The organism is Nitrospirillum viridazoti CBAmc (genome assembly GCF_000730165.1).
In the GTDB taxonomy this organism is placed as follows: Bacteria; Pseudomonadota; Alphaproteobacteria; order Azospirillales; family Azospirillaceae; genus Nitrospirillum; species Nitrospirillum viridazoti.
In genome coordinates this window covers 403,299-419,514 of the sequence record NZ_CP022112.1, presented here as the reverse complement: position 1 = coordinate 419,514, position 16,216 = coordinate 403,299, and the positions used below count along the sequence as shown (strand labels likewise).

The window sequence follows — 16,216 nt, the reverse complement described above, 5'->3', positions numbered from 1 at the left end:
TTCGCCCTCAGAATTGATAGGCCGCGCCGGCCACGAAGGTGCGGCCATAGGCGGAATATCCGGCGCCGACGCCGCTGGTGCTTTGCCCCACCGACTGGCCGGGCGCCCAGGGCAACAGCGGGTTGCCGTTGAGATAGGTGCGCGCCACCGAATTGGTCAGGTTCTTGGCCTCCACATAGACGTCGAAGCCATGCAGGAACTTGTAATGGACGCTGGCCGTGACCCAGTCGAAGGAGTCGGCCTTGGCCGGCCAGCCGGGCACCTCGGTGCACATCGAGCAGGCGTAGGTGTAGCCCGACGCGTGGTCCCAGGTGATGTCGCCGGACAGCCCGTCCTTGTCGTAGATCAGGCTCAGCGACGAGGTGATCGGCGGCACCGGGTCGATCGCGCCCAGCGATTTGCCGTTCTGGTCGTAGCCCTGGCTGCTGGTGGCGGTGAACTGGGCATGGATGCCGACGCCCAGATCGGTCATGTGCTGCCAGGTCAGCTCGATGCCGGCGAAGGTGCTCTTGGCACCGTTGGAGGGGGCCGTCACCGTCCACAGGAAGGGCGTGCCGGGCACGGTGCCGGGCGGACCACCGACATACTGCATGGTGCCGAGATCCACATTCGTCGACACGCCCTCATAGATGTCGTCGCGGATCCGCTTGCCGAACAGGGCGACGGTGAAGGCCGCGTGCGGCATGTAGTACCACTCGGCCGACAGATCCGCCTGCCAGGCCTTGATGGGACGCAGGCCGGCGGTGCCGCCGTAGAACAGCTGGGGCTCGCCGTTGATGGCGTTGTTGGACGAGGTCGGCGCCAGCTGGTTGAGGTTCGGGCGCGACAGGGTCTGGGCCACCGCCGCGCGCAGTTGCAATTCCTCCGGCATGGCCCAATAGGCGAAATTGGCGGACGGCAGCGGGATGATGTAGGAGCCGTGCGAGGTCGAGGCCTGGCCGGCGGCATATTGCACGTTCCAGGTCTGGGTGGCGCCGACGGCGGTCGGGGTCCATAGCGACACCGGCACGGCCGCGGCGGTGCTGGCGTCGGTTTCGGTGCGTACCACGCGCACGCCGATATTGCCCGACCACCGCGTGCCCGACATCTCCGCCTCGACATAGAAGCTGTCGGTGCGTTCCTTGACGCTATAGGAGTTGTAGGGGTTTTCCTGCGGCAGGGTCTGCGAGAAGTCGAACGGCGTGTAGGGGGCCGCGCAGACGGTCGGGTAATTCTGGCAATAGAAGGGGTTGGGCTTGCCGTTCAGGCTCCTGAGGAAGTTCAGCAGCGCCGCCGAATTAAGGCGCGGCAAGGTGGTCGGGAAGGACCCGCCGGCGCCCTGCATGAAATTGGGCGGGCTGACCATGGTGACCACGTCATAGCCCTGCGAGGCGAAGGAATAGGGGCTGCATTGGATGGGGCAGCCGGCGGTGTTGTACAGGGTGCCGTACTGGCCCGAGCCGTTGTCCCAGTCGTTGCTGATATCCAGGCGGCTCTTCTCACGCCGCGTCTCCCCCCCGCCGAAGGTGAGGCGGTCGATGAAGAAGGCGTTGACGTCATAGGTGCCGTCGAGATTGATGCCGCGCACCTGGTCCTTCACGGTGTAGCCGTTGAGACCGACATAGTGGGTCGACCAGTATTTGTTGTCGTTGAGGAAGCCGGAATTCATCAGCGCCGTGTAAGAGCAATATCCGGCATTGGTCGAGCTGGCCGTTCCCGACGGGCAGGCGCCGAGCCCGAGCTGGCTGGGCGGGATGGCGACGTTGAGGCTGGGTAGCCCCCGCACGGTATCGGATATGTTCAGGATGTCCTCGGCATAGGGCGTGGCGGACACCAGACCGGCGGTCATGAAGGTGTCCTTGCCGCCCTCGGGCCGGTCGGCGGCGGACCGGTAGGCGTCCAGCGCCAGGGATAGCTTTGACGTGGCCTGCCACTTGGCATTGATGCCGACCAGGCTGGTATCGACCTTGCGGGCCATGGTGTTGTTGACCATTTCCGGCTGGAAGTCGTTGACCGACACGCCGCTGATGATGCCGTTCTGGTAGGTGGCATTGTTCCAGGTCGGATTGCCGTTCTGGTCGCTGCCGTAGGGGAAGTAATAGCTCTCGTTATAGCCGACCTGCGGGTCCTGCAGCCGGGTCCACAGGCCATCCACGGCGATCTTCAGCGTGTCGGTCGGGCGCCATTCGACGCTGCCCGACACCGCGTCGCGCTTCTTCTCGTCATAGATCGAGCCGAAGGTGATGCAGCACGGTGTCGCCGCCAAGGCGCGCGGATTGCCGCTGCCGTCGAACGGATAGGTGTTCGGGCCATAGATGTTCTGCTGGTAGGCGTTCAGCGAGTCCGTGCGGATGTTGTTGTCCGAATGCACGGCGCCGATCAGGATTCCCCAGGTGCCGGTTGAATCGGTGTCGGACAGGAAGGCCGTATATTTCTGGCCGTGCAGGGTCGACATGTCGTTGTAGTCGCCCTCGGCATGGACGCCGCCATGCAGGCCGGGATTGTCGAAGGGGCTGGCGGTGCGCAAATTCACCGTGCCGCCGATGCTGCCCTCCAGCGCCGACGCCTGGGGCGATTTCAGGACGTCGGCGGCGGTGATCACCTCGGACGGCAGCACGTCGAAGGCCAGGTCGCGGCCGTCATCGTCGGTGGCCAGCACGCGGTTGTTCCAGGTGACGATATTGTATTGCGCCCCCAGGCCCCGCACGCTGACCTTCTGCCCCTCGCCGCCGGTGGTGCGCGAAATGGTGATGCCGGGCAGATGCGCCAGTGAATCGGCGACGTCGGCATCCGGGAAGCGCCCCAGCTCGGTGGAGTTGATGGAATCAAGGACAACGGAGGCGTTCCTTTTCACCTCCAGCGACTTTTCCAGGTCGGCGCGGATGCCGGTGACCACGATCTCCTCCAAGTCGCCCGTGGCGGATGGGACATTCGTGGATTGGGCCCAGGCCCCGCCCCCGCATCCCATCGCCAGGATCATCGGCAGGATCCAGGCGCTTTGCGGCGTTCTTTGAATCGTCTTCAGACCTCTCCTCATTCCTTCCACCTCCTGTTCGGTCGCGGCATTCGAGGCCGCTTTCATTTTGATGCGAGCGTCGTCACCTGCTCGCGGCTGAAACGGATCCCGGCGGCGCGGGCGGCATAGAGTGCGGCGCCGACCACGGGGGTCAGCAGCGGCGGCCGCAGGCGATAGCGATGGCCGCCGGCCTCAAGCGCCGCGGCGAAAGGGTCGAGCACCAGCGCGCCGGCGCGGAACACCCCGCCGACATACGACAGGGCCAGTTCCTCGCCCTCCGGCACGCCGAGGCCCGCGCGGACGGCGTCGGCCAGACGGGCCAGTTCGCCCCCGGCCTGGATGAGGATTGCCCTGGCCGCCCCGTCGCCGGCCTGCGCGGCGGCGGCCACGGTCTGCGATACCTGGGCGACGGCGCTGCGCGCGGCACCGCCCGGCGTGTTGACCAGGCCGCACAGGTCGATGTCGCGGGTCAGCTGGAAGCGGGCGCGGACCAGATCGAGCAGCGGACCGGGCGGCACGCGCCCGTCGCTCATCTTCGAGAACAGGCCCAGCCCCTCGCGGCCGATCCAATGGGCCGAGCCCTCGTCGCCGAAGACCTCGCCCCAGCCGCCGGCGCGGGCGCCACGGCCCTGGTACTCGCCGTAGGCGATCGAGCCGGTGCCGGCGGTGACGACGATACCGTCCTCGCACGCCAGGGCGCCCGCCCAGCCCCCGACCATGTCGTTGCCGCAGCTGTACCGGCTGCCGGCCACGGCGGCACCGGCCGCGTCCGCCAGGACGGGATCGGTGGCCGGATCCTCGCCCAGGGTGGGCAGGCCGAAGAAGGCGTGGCGGATGGCGGCGGTCGGCAGGCCGGCCTGGGCCAGCACCGCGCGCACACCGTCGTTCAGCACCGCGCGCACCCCCTCGATCCCCACCTCGGGATGGTAGGAGGAGCCACCCTCATGGCGGGCCAGCACCGCGCCCTCGAGGCTGAGCAGCAGGAAAGCGGTCTTGGTGCCGCCGCCATCGACGCCGAGGAACATCAAGCCCTCCCCGGCTCGGGATAGATGGTCACGCCCTGCACCACCCGGTTGACTGCGCCGGTGCGGCTGGGGTTGTCGGGCGTGCGGCCCAGGGCCAGCGAACCGCCGAGGGCGAAGGCCTGGGCCCAGGTCAGATAAGGGAAGCTCAGCTCGGCGTCGGACGCGGCTTCCAGCCCGGGCAGCAGGTCGGCGCCCAGCCCGTCCAGGCCGTCCCCCTGCCCCGCCAGCACCAGCAGCCTGCCGGCGATGCCGTCGCTGGCGATCTCGCGCGCCACGTCCAGTTCATAGCGGCGCGCCTGCGGGTCGTTGGACAGGAACAGCACCACCAGAGTCTGGCCGTCGACGAAGGTTTTCGGGCCATGGCGGAAGCCCAGCGGCGTCTGGGCCATGGCGACGATCTCGCCATCGGTCAGTTCCAGCAGTTTCAGCGCCGCCTCATCCGCGATGCCGGCCAGGCCGCGGCTGCCGAGATAGACCACCCGCTTGAACCCGCCGGCGGCGGCGGCGGACAGCGAACCGCCGTGATCGGCGGAAACCAGATCTGCGGCCGCGCCGATGCGAGCGATGTCGACGGGCTGCGCCGGCAGCAGGATGCGCCGCGCCGCCAGCGCCATGGAGGTGAAGCTGGATGTCATGGCGAAGCCGCGATCGTGGGTGGCCTCGGGCAGCAGCGCGACCAGGCTGCCCGGCCTGCCGTGATGACGCCGATACAGGGCGCCGTCACCATTACAGGTGATGATCAGATGGCGGCATTCGGCCAGATGGGCCTCGGCGATCTCCGTGGCGGCGACGCTCTCGGGGCTGTTGCCCGAGCGGGCGAAGGACACCAGCAAGGTCGGCACGTCGCGCTGCAGCAGCTGGGCGCCACCAACCACCAGGTCGGTGGTGGCGATGGCCTCGACCCGGCGGCCGAGCCCGGCCAGCAAGTCCGGCATCAGCGAGCGGCCGATATAGTCGGAACTGCCGGCACCCGTCAGCACCACCCGCAGGTCGGTGCGCGCCAACAAGGGTGCCAGGAACGCCTCGGCGCGCGGGCGCAGCGCCTGCACAAGCTGCTCGGTGGCGGCCCACATGGCGGGCTGCTGGCGTATCTCGCGCGCCGTCCACCCGCCGCCACGCGCCTCCAGCTCGTCGGCGGCCAATCCGGTGAAAGTCATTAATGGGTGCTCCGTTGATCGCAGGCGCGGGAGTACGGGGTCAGCGTCTCCCGGATGTGGTGGATGACGAGATCCTCGCCCTTCAAGGCCAGCGCGCCGGCGCGGATCGCCTCATAGGCGGCGGGCATGTACTGGCTGACCAAGGCCAAAGGGGGCGGGTCGGCGTCGAACGCGGCGCACAGCCGGCGGACCGCGCGGGCGACCCTGCCGGTCGGCCAGTAGTAGCGGATGCGGTCGGACAGGCTGTATTGCAGCTGCAGGTCCAGCTCGGCGCCCCGCCCCTCGTAATAGGGCTTCCAATAGGTCGGGTCGTCACGCATGGCCGCCAGCACGGTGTCGCGCAGGCTGGCGGACCGATCGTCGCCCTGCCATTCCTGGCCGATGCGGTCCAGGGCCCACAGCGCTTCCCTCAGGGCGAAGGTGACGCCGGGACCAACCTTGAGGATGGCGAAATGGTCGCGCACCAGAGCGGCCAGGGCGGCGGCGCTTTGGTAATCGGTGGAGTGGGCCTCGAACACCAGATGCGGCTGGCCTTCGATCGAGGCGCTCAGCTTCTCGGCCTTGGCCGGCACGTAATCGACCACATGGTGGTTGTCGAACTCGACGCCCGGCTGGACCACCAAGCCGACCACCCGCTCCCATGCCGCCTCCAGCCCGTGCCGGACGAAGGCCTGGCGATGCGCCTCGATGGTGGCGCGCGCGGCATCGGGATCGGTCACCGCCAGTTCATCCAGCGCCTCCTGCGCGCCGCCGGGGACCGGCACTTCCGAGCCGATGATATAGACCGGTGGTTCGCCGCCGGCGTCTTTCCAGGCGGCCTCGGTGCGTTCGCACAAGGTGGCGGTACGCTCGGCGATCACCGCGTCCGAAAGGCCGCGCGGATCACCGCCGCAGGACATCGAGCAATCGAGATGGATCTTGCGGAAGCCGGCCGTCACATAATCCGCCACCATCACGGCGGCGCGCTTCATCGCCTCCCCGGCATCCATCGCCCGCCAGGCATTGGGGCCGAGATGGTCGCCGCCCAGCAGCACGCGGTCACGCGGCAGGCCGGCCTCGTCCGCCAGGCCCATGACCAGGTCGCGGAACCCGTCGGGGCGAAGGCCGGTATACCCCCCCTCCTGGTTCACCTGGTTGGAGGTCGCCTCGATCAACGCCTGGCCGCCCGCCTCGCGGGCGTGGCGCAGCGCCGCCTTGATCGCCAGCGGATGGGCGCAGCAGACGGAATAGATGCCGACCGGTTCGCCGGCGCGGTGCCGTTCGATCAGATCGAGTATCGCTTTCATGCCTGGTCCTCGGGTTCAATGGTCAGGAGGGCCGCCGCGGCGAAGGCCAGTCCGATGCCGGCCAGCTTGGGCAGGGCGGGCACCAGCCCCAGCGCCGCCAGCGAAATCAGCGCGGTGATCAGCGGGGCGCCGGCATTGGCCAGCGGTGAGACGACGATCGCCCTGCCGTGGCGGAAGGCGTAGACCAGGGTCAGCGCCCCGATCGAATTCAGGATTTGGGTGGCGGCGGCCAGGCCCGGGCCCGACCAGCCGTAGTTGATCGGCTGCGAGAAGTCGGTCATGGCCAGCGCGACGGGGGCCAGCAGCAGCCCGGTCAGCGCCATATAGGCGAAGAGGGCCTCGGCGCTCATCACCGGTGCTGCGTATTTCATGAAGAAGCCCTGCACGCCCCAGGCGACCAGCACCAGCAGCGCCAGCACGAACCAGGCCAGGCCCTGCCCGGTGCCGACGCCGCCCGGCGAGAAATCGAACAGCGGCAGCGCCACCAGAGCGCACAAGATGCCCAGGCCGCCGATCCAGGTCACCCGCTCGCGCAGGATCGCGGCCGACAGGACGATGGTGACCAGCGGCGACAGGGCGATGACTGGAAAGATCAGATAGGTCGGGCCGATCCGCACCGCGTGGAACAGGACCATCTGGCCGCCGGCACCCAGCAACCCGACCGCCGCGCCATAGATCAGGGAGCGGCGATCCCATGGCCAGTTCCAGTCGACCCGCCACAGGGCGTACAGCGCCGGCGGGATCATGGTGAACGCCCACACGACATAGATCAGCGTCTCGGGAAAACCGTTCTCCGCCGGGGCCCCGGCGAAGGCGCCCCACACCCCCCACAAACCGGTGGTCAGCAGCGCGAAGAGCAGCCAGGGACGGCGATAGGCGGGGATGGCCATACTGGACACGCGGCACTCCCTTGAGGTTTGTTTTGATAAGTTTCGTTTTCTTGTCACTTCGCGACCTTACTGAAAGAAGATGGAAAACGCAACACACTGAATCGCGCGCTTTAAAGCGAAACCCTGACGGGCGGTTTTTCCAATTGACGCGCCTGGGCAAGTGCCGCACTCGTAGGCGTCCAAGGTCAGGAAAACGAAAGATGAGCATCAAGCGCGATACCAGCGAGCGGCGCAGCCAGATCAGCGCCATGGTGCGCCAACACGGCAGCGTCCAGGTGGCGGACCTGGCCAAAAGGTTCCGCGTTTCGATGCAGACCATCCGCAAGGATTTGCACTTCCTGACGGAGCACGGCGTCACGGCACGCTCTTATGGCGGCGCCATCGCCTCCGACGTGGTCGGCTCAGCGACGACGGCCGCCATTGAATCCCCGGTCGCGGCCAAGCTGGAACTGCAGCACGCGGAGAAGGAGCGCATCGGCCGCTACGCCGCCAGCCTGATCAACCCCGGCGAGTCCATCGTGCTGGATTCCGGCACCACCACCCTGCAAATCGCCCGTTTCCTGCCGGATATCGAAGACCTGACCGTCGTCACCAACGACCTCAATATCGTGACCGAGCTGGCCGGCAAGAGCCATATCCGCGTAGTGCTGATCGGTGGGGAACTGCGGCGCAAGAACATGGCGTTCTACAGCGCCCAGACAGTGGCGGCGCTGAGCGAGCTGGCGGTCGACAAGCTGTTCCTGGGCGTCGACGGCATCGACATCGAGCGGGGCGTCACCACCCATCACGAGGCCGAGGCCATCCTCAATCGCAAGATGGCCGACGTGGCGCGCCAGACCATCGCCGTCACCGACAGTTCGAAATTCGGCCGGGTCTGCCTGCACCGCATCATCGGCGTGGGCGAGATCGACATGCTGATCACCGACGAGGCGGCACCCGATACCATCGCCACCGCCTGCCGGTCGCTGGGCGTGGATTTGCGGCGGGTATAGCGACGCAAGTTTCGTTTTATTGCGATCTTCGTATTGAATTTCGATTTCGTTCGCCATAGCCTTGGCAAACGAACGACATCGACAATCGTCTGGACTCGCCATGAAGCAGCCCTCCTCGCGCCGCGCCTTTCTCAAGATGACGACGAGCCTGGCGCTGGCCGCGCCCATGGCCACGCCGATGCAGGCGCTGGCGTCGCCGGGGGAGGCGGTGGTATTCGCGGATGACCGGCTGCGCATCGAATTCGACAATCAGATGCGATCGCGCATCGCCCTGGTGACGGAGGGCAAGCCGCTGTGGCTGACCGGTTTCGACGCCGGGGAGACCCTGTCCCTGGTCGGCGGCCATGACGCCATATTGTTCGCGCTGCGCGACACAACCTCGCAGGCCATCAACGACCGCCATGGCCCCGGCCGCCAGGTGCGCTTGGCCGGCCTGTCCGGGCAGGGCATCGAAAAGACCCTGACCCTGCACCAGTACGCGCGCTACCCCGGTGTGGCGTTCATGCAGGTCTCTTACCGCAACACCACCGCGAAGGCCGTGGCGGCGACCGGCTGGCGCAACGGGGCGCATCGCCTGCTGCCACCGGGGCTGCAACCGGGCGGTTCGGTCCCCGCCTTCTGGTCCTATTCCGGCGGCACCTACGCCGACCGCCGCGACTGGCTGCAACCGGTGAAGGCCGGTTTCGCCCAGGACAATTACCTGGGCATGTCGTCCTCGGATTACGGCGGCGGCCCGCCGATCGCCGACCTGTGGCGGCGCGAGGGCGGCCTGGCCGTCGGCCATCTGGCGCCGGTGCCGGAACTGGTGTCGCTGCCGGTCAGCGAGGACAAGGGTGGCGCGCGCCTGGCCCTGACCGCCGAGCGCGACGTCGTGCTGGCGCCCGGCGGGACGTTCGACACGCTGGAGACGCTTCTGGCCGTGCACGCGGGCGACTACTTCCCGGCGCTCGACGCCTATCGCCGCATCGCCGCTGATCGGGGCGTGCGGCCGCCGCAACCCTCCGCCGCCTCTTTCGAACCCATCTGGTGCGCCTGGGGCTATGAGCGGTCCTGCACGCCGGAGCTGATTGAGGCCACCTTGCCCAAGGCCAAGGAACTGGGGCTGGACTGGGCGGTGATCGACGACGGCTGGCAGAAGGCGATCGGCGATTGGGTGGTCGACCCCGCCAAATACCCGGGGCGCGAGGCCGATTTCCTGAAACTGGTGGGCGGCATCCGCCAAGGCGGCCTCAAGCCGCGCCTGTGGTATGCGCCGCTGGCGGCGGCGCCCGGCAGCGACCTGCTGCACGACCATACCGACATGCTGCTGCTGTCCAAGGAGGGGGCGCCCCAGCTGGTCACCTGGTGGAACAGCTTTTATCTGTGCCCGGCCTATGAGCCGACCCGCGCCCACACCGTGGCGCTGGTGAGGAAGTTCCTCGGCGACTGGGGGTTCAAGGGGTTGAAGATCGACGGGCAGCATCTGAACGGCGTGGCGCCCTGCTACAACCCGTCGCACAACCATGCCCGGCCCGAGGAGTCGGTCGAGGCCTTGCCCGGTTTCTTCCGCGCGATCTACGAAGCGGCGATGGCCATCGACAAGGACAACATCGTCGAACTGTGCCCCTGCGGCACCGCCTACAGCGTCTACGACTTCCCCTACGTCAACCAAGTGCCGGCCTCGGACCCTGAATCCTCGTGGCAGGTGCGGTTGAAAGGCAAGACGCTGAAGGCGCTGATGGGCCCGTCGGCGCCCTTCGCCGGTGACCATGTCGAGTTGTCCGACGGTGGCGACGACTTCGCCTCCACCGTCGGAATCGGCGGGATCGTCTCGACCAAGTTCACCTGGCCGGTCGACCCCAAGCCCAAGGATTCCTTCCTGCTGACGCCGGAGCGCGAGGCCCACTGGAAGAAATGGATTGGGCTTTACCGCGACAAGCGGCTCGCCGAGGGCCTCTATCGCGGCGACGTCTACGATATCGGCTTCGACAAGCCGGAAGGCCACCTGGTGGAAAGCGGCGGGCGCTACTACTACGCCTTTTACGCGCCGCGCTGGAGCGGCCCCCTGACCCTGCGTGGGCTGCCGGCCGGGGGCCGCTTCCAGGTGCGTGACTATGTCGAGGAGCGCGACCTTGGCCTGGTGCCGTCGGCCCACCCGGTCCTGACGGTCAGCTTCGAGAAATCGCTGCTGCTGGAGGTGTCGCCGGCGTAAGCATAGGGCCTGCTTTCACGGCGCGCCCTGGGCCGGAAGCCCCGGGGCGCGCCTTTGAGGGAAGTTCCGGTTCAGGCCGAGGGTAGGAGCCCCCGCGCGAAGTCGCAGTAGGAATGCAGCGGGCGGCCCAGGATGCGGGTCAGCCGTTCGACATCGCCGGCTTCGGGGATCATGCCGTCGCTGACATAGCGCTCGGCCATCAGGCGCATCTCGTAGGCCATCCACTTCGGCATGAAGCCGGCCATGGTGCGCTCGAAGCCGCTGGGGTCGTCACCGCCATAAGCGATCGGGCGCCCCAGGATGTCCGACCAGATCGCCGCCACGTCGGTACCGGTCAGCGTATCGGGGCCCACCAGGTTGATGGTTTCGACCGGCAAATCGGCTGCCCCCTGCCGGCGGCGGATCAGCTCGATGGCGGCGACCTCGGCGATGTCGCGGGCGTCGACCATGGCGACACCCTTGCCGCCGATCGGCATAGGATAGACGCCATGATTGATGATGACGTCCTTGATCATCAGTTCATTGTCGATGAAGTAGGTGGGCCGCAAGATGGTAGCGCTGAAGCCCATCTGTTCGATCATGCGCTCGGCGCCCAGCTTTACCGCGAAGTGAGGCACGTTCACGAAGCGGTCGGCGTGGATCACCGACAGGTAGACCAGCCGCTGCACGCCCGCCTCACGGGCGATGTTGAGGGTGATGATCGCCTGCGTGAATTCATCGCCGGTGACGGCGTTCAGCAGGAACAGCGTGTCCACGCCGGCGAAGGCGGCACGCAGGGCGTCGATGTCCAGCAGATCGCCCTGCGCCACCTCCACACCGGCCGGGAAGTCGGCCTTGGACGGGTCACGGGTCAGCACCCGGACAGGGGCGCCGCGTTTGACGAGCTGGTCGACGACATGGCGGCCGACGCGGCCGGTGGCGCCAGTAACAAGGATGGTCATGAGGATCACTCCAGGTTGGGGTCAGAAGACACCCTGTAAATGACTGATCCAAATTCCACCCAATAGACGCCGATTTTGGACATGCCGTCCCGCCAACGGGACAGTGAGCCGGACCCTGCGGTGCGTCCCGTCAGCCGCAATTCCGCAGGACTCGACAAAACTCCACAATTGGTCTCCAGGCCGCAGGGTATATTGCCCTCGAAAGCGACAACGCACCCGAACCGACCGACACTTCTGTGGAGTTACCATCATGAGCATTTCTTCCATTGGCGGGTACGCCAGTTCCGTCGCCGCCCTGTATCGCCCCGCCGCCCCCGCCGCGACGACCGACACCACCGCCAGCCAGGCCGCCCCGCAGCAGCCCGCCACCCTGGACCGGGATGGCGACGGCGACGTGGACACCGGGGCCGTCGACAAGGACCGGGGCAACAACATCAACATCAAGGCTTGATCGCGTCCGCGTCGCGGGCGGCGGCACGTCCCTTTCAGAGACGCCCCTGTCGCCGCCCACGCCGCGCCCAACCCAATATTCGCCCCCACCATGGGTCGGCAGTCGACTTGGCTCCCCTGTTCGCCAATAATCAGGCATGGATCGAATACTGCTCGTTGACGATGATGTCGCGCTTGTGGACATGCTGCGCGAGTATCTGGAACAGGACGGGTTCGCCGTCGACGCGGCCCATGACGGCGCCGCATGCTTCGACCATGCGCCGGAGGAATTGGACCTGATCGTGCTGGACGTCATGCTGCCCAAGCTATCGGGTTTCGATGTCCTGAAACGCCTTCGCCAACGATCCGACGTGCCCGTCATCATGCTGACGGCCCGCGATGACGACGTCGACCGCATCGTCGGTTTCGAAATCGGCGCGGATGACTACGTGCCGAAGCCCGTCAATCCCCGCGAACTGGTCAGCCGAATTCGCGCCGTCCTGCGCCGCGTCAACGGCGGGGCCAGCAAGGCGCCGGCGGACCTGCAGGTGGGCAGCGTCCGGCTGAACCCGACCGCCCGCGTCGCCTGGAACGGGGAATGGCGGCTGGACCTGACCTCGGCGGAATTCAGCCTTCTGGAACACCTGCTGCGCGGCGCGGGCCGCATCATTTCCCGGGACGAGCTTTCGGCGGCGGCGTTCGGCCGGCATCACGCGGCCGGCGCCGACCGCAACGTCGACACGCTGGTGAGCAAGGTCCGGCGTAAACTCGACGCCACCGCCGTCGATGGTGAGCAGCCCATCAAGACCATCCGCAATATCGGCTATCTTTACGCCCTGCCCCCATCGTGACGGGGCGGGGATCCGTTCCGATGGCCATGACCTCCCAGCACCTTTCCCGTCTTGCGCAGGCCGCTTGGTTGTCCGGCGCCATCGTGACCGCCGCCCTGGCGACCGGCGCCGCCCGGGCGCAGGACACCGAACCGTCGGACAGCTATGTGCCGGGCCAAGGGTTCAACGTCGGCCCGGTCAACCTGGCGGGCTATTCCAGCCTAGTCGCGAGCCTGCCCGACCAAGGCCGCAAGACCCTGAGCCTTGAGGATCTCAGCCTCTACGCCAGCGCGCATGTCGGCATCTTCGTCAACCCCTTCATGGAAGCCGAACTGACGGGGCTCAACCTTCTGCCTTGGGCGAAAGGGGATGACAGCGGCGATGGCGGAAAGGGTCATGGCTATGTCGTGCTGGAGCGCCTTTACGACGACGTCCAATTGCCGGACGGCTTCACCATACGGTTCGGCAAGATGCTGGCACCGGTCGGCGACTGGAACCAGATCCACGCGGCCCCGCTGGTCCTGTCAACGGTCCGGCCGGCGGCGACCTACCGCGGCTTCAGCCAGTACGCCACCGGCCTGTCGGTGCTGTATAGCGATCCCGAGGCCCGTTGGCCGGACGTCCAGGTCTACTGGCAGCCCATGGACGAGTTCTCTGCGCGGCCGGACAGCATCGTCGATGATCATTACCGCCTGGTCGAAGGCCTGCACGTCAGCTTTCCCCTGGCCCTGCTGGACAAGGTGGGGTTTTCGGTCCAGCGCACCATCGACCGGCTGGGGGTGGAACAGCACCTGGCAGGGGTCGACTTCCGGTATACGATGGGCCCGGTGACATTGCAGGGTGAAGGGGTGGTGTCCTCCCTTTCCCAGCCGGCTGGCGTGCAGACGCCGCGCAGCCTGGAGTGGAGCGCGTACGTGGCACCGTCCTATGCCTTCGATGACCGGTGGTCCATCTACGGCTGGTACGAGATTTATGATGGGCGCGGTACCGCGTCCGCCAGCGCCGGACAGGCCGGCCCCGCGAGCGACGGGACGGCCCAGGACGTCCTGGCCGGCTTCGCCTTCCGGCCGCAACCGGCCATGGTCTTCAGGCTGGAATACCTGCTGAACGTCGGTGGGCCGCCGGTCAACCCCACCGGCCTGTTCGCCTCCTGGTCCGTGCTGTTCTGATGCGGCGGCGGCGGCCCCTGCTGGCGGTTCTGATAGGGTTGTTCCTGTCGGACATGGCGCGGGGAGAGGACATCCTGGTGGTGGCCAACCCGTCGGTGACCCTGGGCCACCCGCTGAGCACCGGCGACGTCGCGGCGATCTACCTGCTGCGCCTGACCTTGTGGCCCGACGGGAACGCGATCATCCCCGTGAACCGCGAAATCTCCAGCGATGTCCGCGCCCGCTTCACGGCCGGTGTCCTGCACCAGGACAACGCCAGCCTGATCGTTTATTGGAACGAGATGCACTTCAAGGGCAAGGCCCCGCCGGTGGTCCAGGAATCTGAACAGGCGCTGCTCACCTTCATTCGGCGGGTGCCGGGCTCGGTCGGGTACGTCAGCGGCGGCGGCGGGGTGCCGGAGGGTGTCGTGGTCCTGGCCAGATTGCCCGTCGCGGCCGGTTCCGGCGGGGGCAGCCCATGAAGGCCACCATCGGCAGTTCCATCGGACGCAAGATCGTCGGCGCCCTGTTGGCGATATACCTGCTGACCTATGGGCTGACGGCGGCGGTGGTGTACACCGGCGTGCGCCGGTCATTGCTGGATTCCGCCGAAGGTGGCCTGGCCCAGGTGGCGGACCTGAAATACCAGCGTCTATGCAACCGGATGGACGAGCTGGCGACGGACCTGACCGCCTGGGCCCAGTTGGAGGTGATGAACGACCTGGTGTCCGGCGACGTTGACCGGCGGATCGGGACGACGCTGGAGGCGCTGCAGCGCCTGTACGGGCTGGCGGGTGGGATTTACGCCTTCGATGCCGGCGGCACCCTGATCGCCGACGCCGATGGCGACGACGGCGCCCCGCCGCGTGGCACCCGCCTTCCGGCGGCCTGGACCGTGGCGGCCCACAGCGTCACCTTCTTCGACAAGCATCGGAACCCGTTGGGTGGCGGGGACGTCGTCGCCCTGGCCATTCCGGTCTTCGGCAGCTTCGCCCCGGATTATCGCGTGGGCACCCTGGTCATCGCCCTTCCATGGACCATGGTCGAGACGCTGTTGAGCGGGGTGGAGCCCCGCACGGTGCTGGTCCGCCGCCCTCCCCATCCCGCCGTCCTGTCCAGCGCGGCCGATCCCGACATGGACAGGGAAAGCCACATCACCGGCCGTTCCGTGCAGCGGGATGGCCTGCTGCGGTCCTGGCAGGTGGTGGTTTCGCAGCCGATGTCGGTCGTGACGCGGCCCTTGCGCCGGGTCGCGCTGGAACTGGCCCTGCTAGGCATCCTGCTGGCGGCGCCCATCTTCGCCTTCGTGCGCTGGATGGGCCGGCGGCTGACGGCACCCATCATGGAACTGACCCGGGCGGTGCGGGTCATCGCCGACACGGACCAGCTGGACATCCAGGTCCCGGTCACCAGCCAGGATGAACTGGGCTTCCTGGCCCGCTCGTTCAACCGCATGACGGCCAAACTGCGGAACGCCCGGGCGGAGCGCGACCGCAGCATGCGCGACCTGGAACACCTGAACCTGACATTGGAGGGCAAGGTGGCGGACCGCACAGCCGAGCTGGAGGCCGCCGTGACCGCCCAGCGGCGCCTGATCAGCGACATCTCCCATGAGATCAAGTCGCCGCTGGCCCGGCTCAGCATGGCCTTGGGCCTGGCCCGGCGCCAAGTGGAACCGCAGGCCCCCCGCCACTTCGACCGGATGGAACGGGAGATCGCGGCCGTCGCCGCCCTGGCCTCGGAACTGCTGACCCTGGCCCGGCTTGAAGGGGCGGCGGCGGGGTTGCAGCGGGCCCCGGTGGACCTGCCGGACCTGCTGCGTGCCATCATCGCCGATGCCGCCTATGAACGGCCCGACCGGCAGCGTGACCTGGCCCTGGTCGTGGCGCCGGATTTGCCGGACGGCGGCGTCCTTCCCGGCAACGCCGACCTGCTGCGCCGCGCCATCGAGAACGTCATCCGCAACGCGCTGTTCTATACGACGGCGGGGGTGCAGGTGACCGTGAGCCTGGAGGGGAATACCACCGGCCTGAGCCTGACCGTGGCCGACAGGGGGCCCGGGGTATCCGATGACGCCATCGGGCAGCTGTTCGATCCGTTCTACCGCGCGGATCCGGCCCGGGCCCGTGACACCGGCGGCACCGGCATAGGCCTGACCATCTGCAAACGGGTAGTGGAACTGCATGGCGGAACGGTAAGGGCGACACACAACCATCCCACCGGTCTGGTGGTCGAAATCACCCTGCCCGCCGCGCCGGACACGCCGCAGAACTGAAAATAACCGGTGGGCAAGTCCACACAACTCCACGACGCGCGGCCCTAGCATGGGACC

Annotated in this window: 13 protein-coding genes; 7 read left to right on the top strand and 6 right to left on the bottom strand. The window is 67.5% G+C overall.

What is annotated here, in order from left to right:
• Positions 1-7: 7 nt before the first annotated feature.
• From Y958_RS23790 to Y958_RS23770, 5 genes are all read right to left on the bottom strand, one after another.
• Entirely contained in the window at positions 8-2,959 is a 2,952-nt protein-coding gene (locus Y958_RS23790) for a TonB-dependent receptor (RefSeq protein ID WP_186291582.1), read from the bottom strand.
• Between the two features lie 98 nt (positions 2,960-3,057).
• A complete protein-coding gene (locus Y958_RS23785) occupies positions 3,058-4,020 on the bottom strand; it encodes a BadF/BadG/BcrA/BcrD ATPase family protein (protein WP_088874433.1) in 963 nt (320 codons plus the stop codon).
• A complete protein-coding gene (locus tag Y958_RS23780) occupies positions 4,020-5,177 on the bottom strand; it encodes an SIS domain-containing protein (RefSeq protein ID WP_088874432.1) in 1,158 nt (385 codons plus the stop codon). Before Y958_RS23780 ends, Y958_RS23785 begins: the two co-directional genes overlap by 1 nt.
• Positions 5,177-6,463, bottom strand: a complete 1,287-nt coding sequence (locus tag Y958_RS23775; RefSeq protein WP_088874431.1) for a D-tagatose-bisphosphate aldolase, class II, non-catalytic subunit — start codon at positions 6,461-6,463, stop codon at positions 5,177-5,179. Before Y958_RS23775 ends, Y958_RS23780 begins: the two co-directional genes overlap by 1 nt.
• Positions 6,460-7,353, bottom strand: coding sequence for a DMT family transporter (locus Y958_RS23770; protein ID WP_088874430.1), 894 nt, complete (start codon positions 7,351-7,353; stop codon positions 6,460-6,462). The genes Y958_RS23775 and Y958_RS23770 overlap by 4 nt, the downstream gene beginning before the upstream one ends.
• Positions 7,354-7,553: 200 nt before the next feature.
• On the opposite strand from Y958_RS23770, the gene agaR reads away from it, so the two are divergent.
• Entirely contained in the window at positions 7,554-8,345 is a 792-nt protein-coding gene (agaR, locus tag Y958_RS23765; RefSeq protein ID WP_004273477.1) for a transcriptional repressor AgaR, read from the top strand.
• A 100-nt stretch (positions 8,346-8,445) separates the two neighbouring features.
• A complete protein-coding gene (locus tag Y958_RS23760) occupies positions 8,446-10,536 on the top strand; it encodes a glycoside hydrolase family 36 protein (protein ID WP_088874429.1) in 2,091 nt (696 codons plus the stop codon).
• A 71-nt stretch (positions 10,537-10,607) separates the two neighbouring features.
• Here Y958_RS23760 and Y958_RS23755 read toward each other — a convergent pair whose 3' ends face one another.
• On the bottom strand, positions 10,608-11,477 hold the full coding sequence (locus Y958_RS23755; protein ID WP_088874428.1) for an SDR family oxidoreductase: 870 nt from the start codon (positions 11,475-11,477) through the stop codon (positions 10,608-10,610).
• Positions 11,478-11,727: 250 nt separating this feature from the next.
• Between Y958_RS23755 and Y958_RS23750 the strand changes: the two genes are divergently transcribed.
• The 5 genes from Y958_RS23750 (at position 11,728) to Y958_RS23730 (ending at position 16,159) form a co-directional block, all read left to right on the top strand.
• Positions 11,728-11,928: a hypothetical protein gene (locus Y958_RS23750; RefSeq protein WP_040847944.1), complete on the top strand. Its 201-nt coding sequence runs from the start codon at positions 11,728-11,730 to the stop codon at positions 11,926-11,928.
• Positions 11,929-12,064: 136 nt separating this feature from the next.
• Positions 12,065-12,757, top strand: a complete 693-nt coding sequence (locus Y958_RS23745) for a response regulator transcription factor (protein WP_088874427.1) — start codon at positions 12,065-12,067, stop codon at positions 12,755-12,757.
• 20 nt (positions 12,758-12,777) lie between these two features.
• Complete coding sequence (locus Y958_RS23740; RefSeq protein ID WP_088874426.1) at positions 12,778-13,905, top strand: hypothetical protein; 1,128 nt, start codon at positions 12,778-12,780, stop codon at positions 13,903-13,905.
• On the top strand, positions 13,905-14,366 hold the full coding sequence (locus Y958_RS23735) for a hypothetical protein (RefSeq protein ID WP_088874425.1): 462 nt from the start codon (positions 13,905-13,907) through the stop codon (positions 14,364-14,366). Before Y958_RS23740 ends, Y958_RS23735 begins: the two co-directional genes overlap by 1 nt.
• The gene (locus Y958_RS23730; protein WP_088874424.1) at positions 14,363-16,159 is read left to right on the top strand and encodes an ATP-binding protein; all 1,797 of its coding nucleotides are present in this window, start codon (positions 14,363-14,365) and stop codon (positions 16,157-16,159) included. The genes Y958_RS23735 and Y958_RS23730 overlap by 4 nt, the downstream gene beginning before the upstream one ends.
• The last annotated feature ends 57 nt before the right edge of the window (positions 16,160-16,216 follow it).